Here is a 13,680-nt window from a genome sequence, read left to right on the forward strand (position 1 = left end):
GCGCGGCCGCGCCCCCCCCCCCCCGCCGCGGGCGCGCCCGGCCGGGGCGGCCCGCCCCCCCCGCGCCCGCGGCCGAGCCGCCCGCGGTGGCCGCGGTCCCCCAGGCCGGCGCCGACGGCCTGGTGCTGCTGCGCCGGGTCGGGGTGGTGGACCCGGGGTCGCTGGACGACTACCGCGCCCACGGCGGATACGCGGCCCTGCGGCGCGCGTTCGCACTCGGGCCCGCCGGGGTGATCCGGGAGGTGACCGAGGCGGGTCTGGTCGGGCGGGGCGGGGCCGCGTTCCCGACCGGGCGGAAGTGGTCGGCCACCGCCCAGCAGCCCGACCATCCGCACTATCTGGTCTGCAACGCCGACGAGAGCGAACCGGGCACCTTCAAGGACCGGGTCCTGATGGAGGGCGATCCCTACGCCCTCATCGAGGCCATGACCGTCGCGGGCTACGCCACCGGGGCCCACCGCGGCTATCTGTATCTGCGCGGCGAGTACCCCCGGGCGCTGCGCCGGCTGCGCACCGCCATCGACCGGGCCCGGGCCCGTGGCTTCCTCGGTAAGGACGTCATGGGCCAGGGGTTCGCGTTCGACATCGAGATCCGGCGCGGCGCGGGCGCGTACATATGCGGCGAGGAGACCGCGATCTTCAACTCGATCGAGGGGCGGCGCGGTGAACCGCGCAGCAAACCGCCCTTCCCGGTCGAGAAGGGGCTGTTCGGCAAGCCGACCGCGGTCAACAACGTGGAGACGCTGGTCAATGTGTTGCCGATTCTGACCGAGGGCGCACAGACGTACGCGCGTACCGGCACCGACACCTCGACCGGCACCAAGCTGTTCTGCGTCTCCGGCACGGTCGCCCGGCCCGGCGTCTACGAGCTGCCGTTCGGGGCGACGCTGCGGGAGCTGCTGGAGCTCGCGGGGCCGCCCGAGACCCTGCGAGCGGTGCTGCTCGGCGGCGCCGCGGGCGGATTCGTACGCCCCGACGAACTGGACGTCCCGCTGACCTTCGAGGGCACGCGCGCGGCGGGCACCACGCTCGGCTCGGGGGTGGTGCTGGTGCTGGACGACGGCGTGGAGCTGCCCCGCATCCTGCTGCGCATCGCGGAGTTCTTCCGCGACGAGTCCTGCGGCCAGTGCGTCCCCTGCCGGGTGGGCACCGTACGGCAGGAGGAGGCGCTGCACCGGCTCAAGGACCGTACGGGCCCCGCCGCGGCCGGGGACATCGCGCTGCTGCGCGAGGTCGGCCAGGCCATGCGGGACGCCTCGATCTGCGGTCTGGGCCAGACCGCCTGGAACGCCGTGGAGTCCGCCATCGACCGCCTGGGAGCCTTCAAGTGACCTCGATACCGCTGCGACCCCCGCGCCGACTGGTCGACCTCACCCTGGACGGCGAACCGGTCCGCGCCCCGGAGGGCAGCACCCTGCTGGACGCGTGCCGCGCCGCGGGCAAGGACATCCCGACCCTGTGTCAGGGCGACACGCTCACTCCGAAGAACGCCTGCCGGGTGTGCGTGGTGGAGGTGGAGGGCGCCCGCACCCTCGCTCCCGCCTGCTCCCGCCGGGTGGAGCAGGGCATGGAGGTGCGCACGGACACCGAGCGGGCCCGGCACAGCCGTAAGGTCGTCCTGGAGCTGCTGGCCTCCTCCACCGATATGTCCACGACCCCGCGCGCCGCCGAGTGGATCGAGGAGTACGGGGCCGAGCCGGACCGCTTCGGCGCGGACGCGGCCCGGGTGGACGAGGAGCCGAAGGTCGACAACGACCTGTACGTCCGCGACTACGACAAATGCATCCTCTGCTACAAGTGCGTGGACGCCTGTGGTGAGCAGTGGCAGAACACCTTCGCGATCGCGGTCGCGGGCCGGGGCTTCGACGCCCGGATCTCCACCGAGCACGACGCGCCCCTCACCGACTCCGCGTGTGTCTACTGCGGCAACTGCATCGAGGTATGCCCGACCGGCGCGCTGAGCTTCAAGACGGAGTTCGACATGCGGACGGCCGGGACGTGGGACGAGGCGGCCCAGACGGAGACGACCACGGTGTGCGCCTACTGTGGTGTGGGCTGCAATCTCACCCTCCATGTGCAGGACAATGAGATCGTGAAGGTCACCTCGCCGCACGACAATCCCGTCACACACGGGAACCTGTGCATCAAGGGCCGCTTCGGGTACCAGCACGTACAGAACCACGCAGAGAACCGGGACTGATCGACATGGGACGGGTCACCGAGCGACGCCGCGTCATCCGCATCCGGGACGGGGCGGTCAGCACCCGGCCGGACACCCTCGTGGCGGAGGAGCCGCTGGAGATCCGGCTGAACGGGAAACCACTGGCCATCACGATGCGCACGCCGGGCGACGACTTCGCCCTCGCCGCCGGATTCCTGGTGAGCGAGGGCGTCCTCGGGCGCGCGGACGAGCTGGCGAACATCGTCTACTGCGCGGGCGCGACCCAGGACGGCTCCAACACCTACAACGTGGTGGATGTGACGCTGGCCCCGGGCGTGCCGGTCCCGGACATCACGCTCGAGCGCAATGTCTACACGACGTCGTCCTGCGGTCTGTGCGGCAAGGCCAGCCTGGACGCGGTGCGGACGACCGCGCGCTGGCCGCTGGCGGACGACCTCGAGGACGCCGGGGGCTCCGCCGTCCGGATCGAGCCGGAGACGCTCTCCGTGCTCCCGGACCGGCTCCGAGCGGCGCAGCGCGTCTTCGACCGGACCGGCGGTCTGCACGCGGCGGCGCTGTTCAGCCCGGACGGTGAGCTGCTGGACCTGCGGGAGGACGTAGGGCGGCACAACGCGGTGGACAAGCTGGTGGGGCGGGCGCTCCAGCAGGACCTGCTGCCGCTGTCGGGGTCGGTGCTGATGGTCTCGGGACGCGCCTCGTTCGAACTGGCGCAGAAGGCCGTGATGGCGGGGATCCCGGTGCTGGCGGCGGTGTCTGCGCCCTCCTCGCTGGCGGTGGATCTGGCGGCGGAGACGGGGCTGACCCTGGTCGGCTTCCTCCGCGGCACCTCGATGAACGTGTACGCGGGAGAGCAGCGGCTCGCCCTGCGGACAGCGGTTGGCGGGGCCTGAGAAGCGGTCCGCCCGCTGCACGGGTTGGCGGGCCGGCCGACGGGGAGCGCCCCCTGCGTCGGCCGGCCCCTACCGGGCCCGGTAGCGCCGTCGCCCCGTCGCCCCGCGGTCCCGTACATACGTTCCGCGCACGGGCTTTCACTCGAAAGTGTTCTTGACCGCTCGTTCTGGTTAGGTGCTACGGTTGGGTCATGGCCAGAACGAAGGAATTCGATCCAGAGGCCGCCCTGCAGTCGGCTCTCGAGCTGTTCTGGCAGCGCGGTTATGAAGCGACCTCGATGGCGGACCTCGTCGACTATCTCGGCATCGGCCGCGCCAGTATCTACGCGACCTTCGGCAGCAAGCACGAGCTGTACCTGAAGGCCATGGACCGCTATGCGGAGACGCGCGACCCGTCCCTGCTGGCCGAGTTGTCCCAGCCCGGTCCGGCACTGCCCGCGGTGCGGGCGCTGGTGCGCCGCTTCGCCGAGGAGGCCGCCTCCCCGGAGATGCGGCTGGCAGGCTGTCTGGTGACCAACACGGCGGCCGAGCTGGCCCCGCATGACCCGGCGGCGGCCCGCCGGGTGGAGATCAGCTGGGACCATGTGGAGACCCCGCTGCACTCCGCGCTGATACGGGCCCAGGCCCAGGGGGAGCTCCCCGAGGACCGCGACCCCCGCGCGCTGGCTCGGATGCTGTTCGTGCTGATGCAGGGGCTGCGGGTGGTCGGCAAGGCGTCGGACGACCCGGCACGGGTGCGGGACGCGGCGGAGCAGGCGCTGGCACTGCTGGACTGATCTCCATGTTCTGACCTTTTGGGCCCAACATCACGATCACGGGAGTCACAAAGAGCCCATTCGCATGCCCGCATATTAAAACGATCGGTCAAATATTGGGGGAGATATGACCGTCACCGACACCCCGTGCGACACCGGCACAGACACAGACACAGACACAGACACAGACTCCACCACCATCACGACCCACCATCGCCGGGCCTTCGCCCTGCTCGGCTCCGTCCAGGTCACCCTGATCTTCACGCTCGCGGCGATCGCCGTGCCGCTGCCCGAGATCGGCCGCGCCTTCGGTCTGGAGCGGGCCGATCTGATCCTGCTCAGCGCCGCCTACGGGCTGACCTTCGCCGGGCTGCTGCTCTTCGGCGGGCGCCTCTCCGACCGCTACGGCGGACGGCGGGCCCTCACCGCCGGACTCATCCTCTTCGCCGCCGCCTCGGCCGCCGCCCCGTTCGCCCCCGGTATCGGGACCCTGCTCGCGGCCCGGTTCGCCCAAGGAGCGGGGGCGGCCCTGATAGCGCCCGCCGCCATGACCGTGCTGCGCGCCGTCTTCCCCGCTCCCGCCGCCTACGGCAGGGCGATGGCGACCTGGGGCGGGCTCTCCGTGCTCGGCGCGACCGCGGGCAATCTGCTCTCCGGCGTCATAGCCGAGCTGCTGTCCTGGCGCTGGAGCTTCGCCGTGCCGTCGGCGGTGGCCGTGGCCGCCCTCGTCCTCGCGCCCCGGCTGCTGCCGGACACCCCGCCGAGCCGGGGCCGGGCGCTCGATCTGCCGGGCGCGCTGCTGGCCACGGCCGGGATCACGCTCGCCAGCTACGGGCTCGTGGCCACCGATGCCCTGCCCTGGTCGTCGGCCGGGGTGCTGGTGCCCCTGCTCATAGGGACCGCGCTGCTCATCGCGTTCTGGTACGCGGAGCGCCGGGCGGGCGATCCGCTGCTGCCGCCGCGCTTCCTGCTGGACCGGCGGCGGGCGCTCGCCCTCGCGGCCATCGCGTTCAGCGCCTGTGCGACCGCGATGACCTTTGTGACCCTCTCGCTCCATCTCCAGCAGGACCGTGACTGGTCGCCGCTGCGGACCTCGGCCGCCTTTGTGCCGTTCGCCATCGCCCTGCTCACCTCGGGGCGGGCGGCCGGGCCGCTGATAGCCCGCTTCGGCCCCCGCGTCGTCACCGCCGCCGGGCTGGCCACGGCCGGGGCCGGGCTGGTGCTGCTCTCCCTCACCGGGCTCGACCCGCACACTCCGTACGCCTCAGCGCTGCTGCCGGGGCTGGTGCTGCTGCCGGCCGGTGCCGCCGCCTCCTTCGCCGGGGCCACCGTGCTCACCACCCACGGGGTGCCGCATGAGCGGACCGGGCTCGCGGGCGGGGCGCTGAACACCGCGATGGAGCTCGGCCCGACCGTGGTCTTCGCCATCGTGCTCACCTTCGGCAGCGATGCCGTCTCCCTCGCCGCGACAGGGGCCGCGCTCGCCCTCGTCGCCGCCCTGAACCTCCGCGTCCAGCGGAGCCGTCCGTCCCGTCCCTCCCCTCTTCCTCAAGGAGCCACGAAGTGAACCGCTTCACCGGAAAGACCGCCCTCGTCACCGGAGCGGGCACCGGTCTCGGCCGTGCCATCGCGCTCGCCTTCGCCGCCGAAGGCGCCTCCGTGGTGGCCGCGGGCCGCACCGAATCCACCCTGGCCGAGACGGTCCGCCTCATCAAGGCCGCCGATGGCCGGGCCACCGCCGTGACCGCCGATGTGACCGACTCCGGGCAGCTCCGGGAGCTGGTGCACAGCGCCGTCGCCCGCTTCGGCGGACTGGACATCGCCGTCAACAACGCCGGGATACTGCGCGGCAAGGGGCCCGTCGGTGAGGTCAGCGAGGAGGACTGGGAGGCGGTGCTGCGCACCAATGTCACCGGCGTCTGGCTGGCCATGAAGCACCAGATCGCGCACATGAAGGAGCATGGCGGCGGGACGATCGTCAATGTCTCCTCCAACCTCGGCGCCCATCTGCGGGTTTCGGGCCTCGGTGCCTACAGCACCTCCAAGGCGGCGGTCGCCACGCTGACCCGGATCGCCGCGCTCGACCACATCCATCAGGGCATCCGGATCAACGCGGTCAGCCCCGGCGCCTCCGACGGCCCCATGTCGCTGCTGCCGGGTGAGACCGAGGCCGACCGCGCCGAGCGGGCGAAGAGCGAGACTCCCTTGGGCCGGGTGGCGGAGGCGGACGAGATCGCGGCGGCCGTGCTCTACCTCGCCTCACCGGCGGCGGGCGCCGTGGTCGGCACGGATCTCGTGGTGGACAGCGGCTCGTCGGCCTGACCGGCCCCGAGCGCGCGCCCGGCCGGAGCCCGGTCAGCGCCCGGCCGGAACCCGGTCAACGCTTGGGCCGGAGCCCGGCCATGGGGCTGCCCCCACCCGAACCCCGGGGGCTTGCCGCATGGCCGGGGCACCACCGTCCCACGGAGGCTGGTGAGACATGAACGCATCCACGAAGCGCCCTCGTTTACGCCTCGTCACGGCCGCCGCCGTCACCGCCGCCCTCCTCGGCGGTGCGGCCGCGGTCCCGGCCGCCGCCACAGCGCCGAAATCCGGCCCCGCCTCGTCCGCCACCTCGTCCACCGACTCCACCAGCTCCACCGACTCCGCCACCTCCGCCACCTCCGCCGACCGCCGGCTCACCGAGGTCGAGTTGCGGCGCGCGGTGGCCCGGACGCTGGAGGACGCCGGATTCATCGGCATCACCGTGGAGGTGCGCGACGGCCACCGCCGGATCCACGCCCGCGCGGGCGAGGCGGAGCGCGACACCGGCCGCCCCATGCCGTACGGGGCGCACTACCGGGCCGCGAGCGTCACCAAGTCCTTCGTGGCCACGGTCGTCCTCCAACTCGTCGCCGAGGGGCGGCTCTCGCTGAGCGATCCGGTGGACAAGTGGCTGCCGGGCGTGGTGAGCGGCAATGGGAACGACGGCCGCCGGATCACCGTCAGGAATCTGCTCCAGCACACCAGCGGCATCCACAACTACGACTACAGCGAGGACACCGGCGACTCGGCGGCGGACTTCGAGCGGACCCGGTTCGACCATGTCTCCCCCGAGCGGGTGGTCGCCGGGGCGATGAAGCACCGGCCCGACTTCCCGCCCGCCCCGGCGGATGACCCCAAACCCGACTGGAACTACTCCAACCCCGGCTATGTCCTCGCCGGAATGATCATCCAGAAGGTCACCGGTCACTCATGGTCGGAGGAGGTCCGCGACCGCGTCATCCGCCCGCTGGGTCTGACCGGCACCTCTGAGCCCGGGGACGATCCGCGGCTCAAGGTCCCGTACGCCCATACGTATCAGCGCTTCCCCGGCTCCGACGGCTGGACGGACACCACGCTGCGGAACGTCTCCTGGGGCGGTGCGGCCGGTTCCATCATCAGCACCGACCGCGATCTGGACCGGTTCTTCACCGCCCTGCTGAGCGGTCGTCTGCTGCCCCCGGCGCAGCTGGCCGAGATGCGCCGGACCGTCCCCGTCGGGCCGGACTTCGAGGTGGCCTTCCCGCACGCCCAGTACGGGCTCGGGATGATGCGGCAGCCGCTCAGCTGCGGCGGCTACCTCTGGGGCCACGGCGGCGACCTCGAAGGGGCCACGGTGCGCACCGGCTTCACCGAGGGCGGGCGGCGCTCGGTGACCATCAGCTCCAGCGGCAAGACCGCCGATGACGAGCAGGTGCTGCGGGCCGAGCGGGCCTTGCAGGGCCTCATCGACCGCGTTCTGTGCGAGGGGATCGGAGGCCGTGAACTCTGACACCCATTGGAGTGAACTGCGCGCGGAGCGGGATCGGATGACCTCGGCCATCGAGGAGCTCGAGCTGTCCCGGTCGCTGCTGGACCGGGTCATCACGGCGGGTCAGACGGCCATGGGCTGACCGAAGCGGGGCGCCGTCCGGGGGCGGGTACCGTCCCCCTCGCGCCCCGCCCTCACCTCAACTGGCGCAGTGTCACGAGGATATGACGCACGGTCCTTGTCCAGGGCGACCGCAGGACGAGACACTTTCAGCCGCAGTCATGTGTGAGACATGGGATGTCTTGATGTCCTGACGGCATGATGCCTCATGGCGTGATGCCCGACGGCCTCGACGTCCAGATGCCGATGCCTCAACGAGGCAGTCTGAAGGGCAGGCCGTGACCATGGCGTCAGTTCTCCGCACACGTCCCCGCAGCAGACCACCCCGCTCCCGTGCCAGACCGTGGCGGCGCCGCGCCTCCGTGCTCCTCACCGCCGCGGCGCTGGCCCTGGTCCCGCTTCCGGTACGGGCCGCGGACACGGATTCCACCGCGTCCGCGGCCCGCGCCGACTCCGGCTTCGAACAACAGGTCCTCTTCAAGTCTGCCCAGGAACAGGGCTATTCCTGCTTCCGGATCCCGGCGGTCGTCAAGGCCAAGGACGGCACCCTGCTGGCCTTCGCCGAGGGCCGGGTCGACAACTGCGGTGACGCCGGGGACATCGATCTGGTCCTCAAGCGCTCCACCGACGGCGGCCGCACCTGGGGCCCGCTCCAGGTGGTCAATGACGGCGACGGTGACACCCACGGCAACCCCGCGCCCATCGTGGACCAGCGCACCGGCCGCATCGTGCTGGCCAGCACCTACAACACCGGCCGCGACGACTCCCAGAGCTGCGACATCCCCTGTGACCGCTCCCCGCACCTCCAGTACAGCGACGACAACGGCGCCACCTGGTCGGCCCCGCGCGATCTGAGCTCCTCGCTGATGCCGGCCCAGTGGAACTCCTGGTACGCCACCGGCCCCGTCCACGGCATCCAGCTCCAGCGCGGCCGCCACAAGGGCCGGCTGGTCTTCACCCTCAACACCGAGAGCTTCAGCGGCGGCCGCATCACCGACAACCACGCCGCGCTCGCCTACAGCGACGACGGGGGCAACCGCTGGCGCATCGGCGCGGTGGACAGCTACCCGCTCGCGGAGGACGGCACCTTCCGCCAGAAGCCGTCCGAGATGACGCTGGTGGAGCGCGCCGACGGCTCGATCTACGTCAACGGCCGGGAGCAGGACGGCACCGATCTCGGCCACCGCGACTACGCCATCAGCCGGGACGGCGGCCAGAGCTTCACCGCGCCCTTCCGCACCATCCCCGATCTGCCCACCCCCCAGGTGCAGGGTTCGATCCTGCGGCTGCGCGACCCGGCCCGCGACGGCTACAGCCGGCTGCTCTTCTCCGCCCCCGCCGACCCCGACCGCCGCCGCACCATGATGGTCCGCTCCTCCTGGGACGAGGCCCGCACCTGGGACGGTGTCGACCGCGGCAAGGTCGTCACCACCGACTGGTCCGGCTACTCCGACATGGTCGCGGTCTCCCGCGACACGGTGGGCCTGCTGTACGAGGGCGGTGCGGTGGACGCCCGTGACGAGATCCGCTTCGCCCGCTTCACCGAGGACTGGCTGGGCTCCCGCCGGCCGCCCTCCCCCACCACCGACGACCGCGCGCCCGGCGCCCGGTCCGCGACCGTGCTCGGCGGCGCGGCGGGGCGCGACGACGGCCGCTTCGGCGACGCGCTGTCCTTCGACGGCACGGACGACGCCGTACGGGTCCCGTACCGGAACGCCCTGCCGCTGGGCACCCGCGACTTCACCGTGAGCCTGTGGTTCCGCTACTCGGCCGCCTCCGGGCAGCATCCGTTCCTGTGGATGGGCGGCATCGGCAACAAACAGCCGCAGGTCTGGCTGCGGGGTGAGCCCGGGAGCAACCGGATCCGGGCGCTGATGACCACGGTCAACGGCTTCGCCACCTTCACCAGCGCCTCGGTGTCCACCGACGCCGCGTACAACGACGGGCAGTGGCACCACCTCGCCCTCGTCCGCAGCGGCGGACGGCTCTCCCTCACCGTGGACGGCGGCACCGCGGTCACCGCCCCCGACGCCCCGGGCACCGTGAGCCGCACCGCGCCCTTCGGCCTCCACCTCGGCCAGGCCGTGGACAGCCGCTCCCATATGACGGGCGATCTCGATGAGTTCCGCCTGTACGCCCGTGCCCTGTCCGACACCGAACTGCGCCGTGTCCGCGAGTTCAACGCCCCGCTCGACGACCCCCACTCCGGCGCCCTCGTCCGCCTCCCCCTGGACCGCGTGCGGTCATCCCACAACTAAGAGGTCGCGCGGGTAGGCACGGTGGCGCACCGATACAGAGAGGCGAGCACGGAGTTCCGGTGATCATGGGTTGTGACGCCACGTGATCACAGATGTGAGTGTTCTTGTGGGCACCTCCTCACTCGGCGGCCACCGTCGCCTGCCACGCGCCCGGGCGTTTGCCTGTGGCCTTGTGGAAGAACACCGAGAAGTTGGATGCGTCGGAGAAGCCGAGTATGTCGGCACAGCGGGCGGCGGTGAGGCGGTCGTGTGCGAGGAGCCGTTTGGCTTCCAGGGTGATCCGCTCGACGATGTACGCCTTCGCGGTGCGGCCGGTGGCCTGCTGCACCGCTCGTGAGAGGGTGCGGGGCGCGTATCCCAGCGCACGGGCGTAGTAGCCGACGTCGTGGTGTTGCCGGAAGTGCGCTTCGACGCTGGAGCGGAACAACCGGAACACCGGATGTGTGAGCCGTGCTTCGGCGTGCGGTGGGTGCAGCCGGGTGATGAGCGCGGAGAGCAGGATTTCGGGCAGCTCCGTCGAGGAGTCACTGGGTGGGGCGGATGCTTCGAGGAGGAGATGGCTGCGCGCCGTGTCGACGAAGGGCCAGTCGGCGGCGGGGATGCTCCAGTGCGCGGCCAGGTCCGGGGAGGCGACGAGTTCTCGGGTGGTGTGGGTGACCGGCGCGGTCGGCACGAACAGCACGAGGTGCCCTGCCACTTCGGCGATGTCGTCCCACCGGTGCACCGCGCCGGGTGGAATCCACACCGCGGACCGATCTTGGAGCGGGTGGAGGTGGAAATCGACCGTGACTGAGCCGGGTCCGGCGTCGATGACGGCAAGGACGTGGAAGTCGGCGCGCTGCGTGCCGCCGTCGTTCAGCTCGCGAAGGCGGCCGAACGTCATCGTCTCGACCGAGGCGGCGCGGCGTCCTGCGGGCTGGTAGGTCATCTGCCGGATCACGCTCACGTGTCCAGTTTTCACCATCGGGCGACCAGTCACGCCGATGCCCCGTCCGGGTGCAGAAGTTTCAATGAATACACAGGGCAATCGCCTAGAGCATCGACCGGAAGAGCCATCATGAACACGACGCAGCAGACGCTTCTGCCCGCTTACGACCATCGGCCGGGGACCGGGCCGACTCTGGTGTTCCTGCACTATTGGGGTGGTTCTGCCCGCACCTGGGACCTGGTCGTCGACCGCCTTGCGGGCCGTGAGGTGCTCACGGTCGACTTCCGCGGGTGGAGCCGGTCGAGCGCACTGCCCGGTCCCTATACGCTCGGTCAGCTCGCCGACGACACGCTCGCCGTGCTCGCGGATGCGAGGGTCACCGACTACGTCCTGGTGGGGCATTCGATGGGGGGTAAGGTCGCACAGCTGGTCGCGGCCACCCGGCCCGCCGGCTTGCGCGGCATCGTTCTCGTCGGCTCCGGCCCGGCGAAGCCCTCCGCACAGGTCACTCCCGAGTACCAGGAAGCCCTGTCGCACGCCTACGACTCCGCCGAGTCCGTGGCCGGGGCACGGGATCACGTCCTCACCGCGACCGAGCTGCCCGCTCCGGTCAAGGCGCAGATCGTGACCGATTCGCTGACCGTCACCGACGCCGCCCGCACCGATTGGCCGCAGCGCGGCATCGCGCAGGACATCACCGAGCACACGCGCATGGTCAGCGTGCCCGCTCTCGTCGTCGCCGGAGAACACGACCAGGTGGAGCCCGTCGGCGTGCTCCGCGACAACCTGGTGCCCTACCTCTCCCATGCCGACTTCGTGGTGGTCCCCCACACCGGTCACCTGATCCCGCTGGAAGCCCCGGCCGACCTCGTCGACGCCATCACCGCATTCGCGCCGGCAGCCTGACCGTCCCCGCGGCCCGACGACGGGCTGTGCCCCTGATCACCCGCCCACGGGGCCGGGACAGGCCCTGCCGCGTTGCACCGCACCCGACAGATCTGCTTGTACACCGCCGCACAGCGGCCGGCACCGCATCGTGGACGACCTGTTCCCCGAGCCAGCCGCCCGGGGTCCGGGGCAACGCTGCGCCCATGAGCAGACGCCCTATCTGCCTGTCTGCGCGAGTTCTAAGCGCTCCGCGGAAAGTGCCCATACCTGCCGTCGATCGTCTGCGGCACCGTCGTGGCTGGTCGCGCCCACGCGGCGGAGCCGCACATCTACCCAGCCCCGCGCCCCTTCGGGGCGCCTGTCTAGACAACACAGAACTCATTGCCCTCCGGGTCCTGGAGCACCACCGCGTAGTACTCCATCCCCGGCTCGTCCATGATCCGCTGGACCGTGGCTCCGGCCTTCTTCAGCCGGTCCACGGTCGCGGTGACGCGCTCGGTGCGGACCGCGAGGGGCACATCCCGCCCGCCGCCCACCTTCAGATCGAGATGCAGCCGGTTCTTGGTGACCTTGGACTCCGGAACCTGCTGGAACCACACCCGCGGACCCTGCCCCTCCGGATCCACGATGGACTCCGGGATCTCCCCGGCCCCGGGGGGCAGCTCCTCCGCGGGCACCCCCATGTCCACCCAGTACTCCCGCCAGGTGGCGTGGCCGCCCGGCGGGGGCTCGGGCACATAGCCCAGGGCCTCGGACCAGAAGGCCACCAACCGGCGTGGCTCGGCACAGTCGATGGTCAGTTGCAGCGTGAGCGTCGTCATGTCCGAAGCCTCCCAGAGGGGTCTGACAACGGCCTCCCAACGGGTCCGACATCGAGGCCCGCCGCGGTGCGTCCCGCTAGGGTGTACGGCCGTGACCGAAGCCGACTTCCTCAATTCCACCCGGGCGTCCTACAACGCCATGGCCATCGACTACGACGAGCGTTTCCGCGATGAACTGGCGGCCCAGACGCTGGAACGGGCGGTGTTCGCCGGGTTCGCCGAGCTGGTGCGGAACGCCGGGGGCGGAGCGGTGGCCGATGTGGGCAGCGGACCGGGCCGGGTGACCGCGCATCTCCACGGTCTGGGGCTGTCCGTGTACGGGATCGACCTGTCGCCGCGGATGGTGGAGCTGGCCCGGCGGGAGCACCCCGGGCTGCGGTTCGAGGAGGGGTCGATGCTGGCCCTGGACATCCCGGACGGCACCCTCGCCGCCGTGGTGGCGTGGTACTCCACGATCCACATTCCGCAGGAGCGGCTGCCGGATGTGTTCGCCGAGTTCCACCGGGTGCTGGCGCCCGGTGGATACGCGCTGGTGGGCTTCCAGGTGGGCGACGAGCAACGGGTCTACACGGAGGCGTTCGGCCATGAGGTGTCGCTGACCTTCCGCCGGTGGCAGCCGGACCGGATCGCCGAGCTGTTGGCCGGGGCCGGACTGCCGGTCCACGCCCGGACCTTCCGGGAACCGGAGCGCTGGGAACCCACCCCGCAGGCGTCCCTCATCGCCCGCAAGCCGCTGCCGCCTGCCGACGACCAGACTTCCGAAAACCCGGGCGCCGAAAACCCGGGCGCCGGAGACCCGGCCGCTGGAAACCCGGGCGCCGGAAACCCGGCCGCCACCAGCTGACGTCAGACGCGGGTCAGCGCGGCGTCGTCCGCGCTGTCCGCGTCGTCCGCGCTGTCCGAACCAGCCCGAGCCCCGGCCCTGTTCTCGGCTCCCGTCGCCGCCGCTTCCGGCGCCCGCGCCGCGCATCGGCGGGGCCGCCCCGCGCCGACCCTCAGCTGCAGAGGGGGGGAGAGCCTAAGCCGCACCACCCCCCCGCGCCCCGGGGGGCCCCCCCCCCCCCCC

General features: G+C 71.6%; 13 protein-coding genes. 11 read left to right on the forward strand and 2 right to left on the reverse strand.

Features of this window, described 5'->3' with window-relative positions; all coding sequences use genetic code 11:
• From ACFXB5_RS17050 to ACFXB5_RS17090, 9 genes are all read left to right on the forward strand, one after another.
• Positions 1–1,331, forward strand: a 1,331-nt coding sequence (locus ACFXB5_RS17050) for an NADH-quinone oxidoreductase subunit F (protein WP_385208195.1), incomplete at its 5' end; no start/stop codon positions are given.
• Positions 1,328–2,200: a 2Fe-2S iron-sulfur cluster-binding protein gene (locus ACFXB5_RS17055; RefSeq protein ID WP_385208197.1), complete on the forward strand. Its 873-nt coding sequence runs from the start codon at positions 1,328–1,330 to the stop codon at positions 2,198–2,200. The genes ACFXB5_RS17050 and ACFXB5_RS17055, both read left to right, overlap by 4 nt.
• A gap of 5 nt (positions 2,201–2,205) precedes the next feature.
• Positions 2,206–3,072: a formate dehydrogenase accessory sulfurtransferase FdhD gene (gene fdhD, locus ACFXB5_RS17060; protein WP_385208199.1), complete on the forward strand. Its 867-nt coding sequence runs from the start codon at positions 2,206–2,208 to the stop codon at positions 3,070–3,072.
• Positions 3,073–3,263: 191 nt separating this feature from the next.
• A complete protein-coding gene (locus ACFXB5_RS17065) occupies positions 3,264–3,848 on the forward strand; it encodes a TetR/AcrR family transcriptional regulator (RefSeq protein ID WP_201854262.1) in 585 nt (194 codons plus the stop codon).
• 106 nt (positions 3,849–3,954) lie between these two features.
• Complete coding sequence (locus ACFXB5_RS17070; protein WP_385208202.1) at positions 3,955–5,394, forward strand: MFS transporter; 1,440 nt, start codon at positions 3,955–3,957, stop codon at positions 5,392–5,394.
• On the forward strand, positions 5,391–6,149 hold the full coding sequence (locus ACFXB5_RS17075) for an SDR family NAD(P)-dependent oxidoreductase (RefSeq protein WP_385208205.1): 759 nt from the start codon (positions 5,391–5,393) through the stop codon (positions 6,147–6,149). The genes ACFXB5_RS17070 and ACFXB5_RS17075 overlap by 4 nt, the downstream gene beginning before the upstream one ends.
• 157 nt (positions 6,150–6,306) lie before the next feature.
• The gene (locus ACFXB5_RS17080; protein WP_385208207.1) at positions 6,307–7,620 is read left to right on the forward strand and encodes a serine hydrolase domain-containing protein; all 1,314 of its coding nucleotides are present in this window, start codon (positions 6,307–6,309) and stop codon (positions 7,618–7,620) included.
• Positions 7,610–7,741, forward strand: coding sequence for a hypothetical protein (locus tag ACFXB5_RS17085; RefSeq protein WP_385208210.1), 132 nt, complete (start codon positions 7,610–7,612; stop codon positions 7,739–7,741). The genes ACFXB5_RS17080 and ACFXB5_RS17085 overlap by 11 nt, the downstream gene beginning before the upstream one ends.
• Before the next feature lie 262 nt (positions 7,742–8,003).
• Positions 8,004–9,977 carry an exo-alpha-sialidase gene (locus ACFXB5_RS17090; protein WP_385208213.1) on the forward strand — a complete coding sequence of 658 codons (1,974 nt, stop codon included), beginning with the start codon at positions 8,004–8,006 and terminating at the stop codon, positions 9,975–9,977.
• A 118-nt stretch (positions 9,978–10,095) separates the two neighbouring features.
• Here ACFXB5_RS17090 and ACFXB5_RS17095 read toward each other — a convergent pair whose 3' ends face one another.
• Entirely contained in the window at positions 10,096–10,923 is an 828-nt protein-coding gene (locus ACFXB5_RS17095; protein WP_385208216.1) for a helix-turn-helix domain-containing protein, read from the reverse strand.
• Between the two features lie 111 nt (positions 10,924–11,034).
• Here ACFXB5_RS17095 and ACFXB5_RS17100 point away from each other — a divergent pair, with 111 nt between their 5' ends.
• Complete coding sequence (locus tag ACFXB5_RS17100) at positions 11,035–11,811, forward strand: alpha/beta fold hydrolase (RefSeq protein WP_385208219.1); 777 nt, start codon at positions 11,035–11,037, stop codon at positions 11,809–11,811.
• Positions 11,812–12,155: 344 nt separating this feature from the next.
• Here ACFXB5_RS17100 and ACFXB5_RS17105 read toward each other — a convergent pair whose 3' ends face one another.
• On the reverse strand, positions 12,156–12,614 hold the full coding sequence (locus tag ACFXB5_RS17105) for a VOC family protein (protein ID WP_385208222.1): 459 nt from the start codon (positions 12,612–12,614) through the stop codon (positions 12,156–12,158).
• A 91-nt stretch (positions 12,615–12,705) separates the two neighbouring features.
• Here ACFXB5_RS17105 and ACFXB5_RS17110 point away from each other — a divergent pair, with 91 nt between their 5' ends.
• A complete protein-coding gene (locus ACFXB5_RS17110) occupies positions 12,706–13,458 on the forward strand; it encodes a class I SAM-dependent DNA methyltransferase (protein WP_385208225.1) in 753 nt (250 codons plus the stop codon).
• The last annotated feature ends 222 nt before the right edge of the window (positions 13,459–13,680 follow it).

The organism is Streptomyces sp. NPDC059455 (assembly GCF_042750115.1).
Classification (GTDB): domain Bacteria; phylum Actinomycetota; class Actinomycetes; order Streptomycetales; family Streptomycetaceae; genus Streptomyces; species Streptomyces endocoffeicus.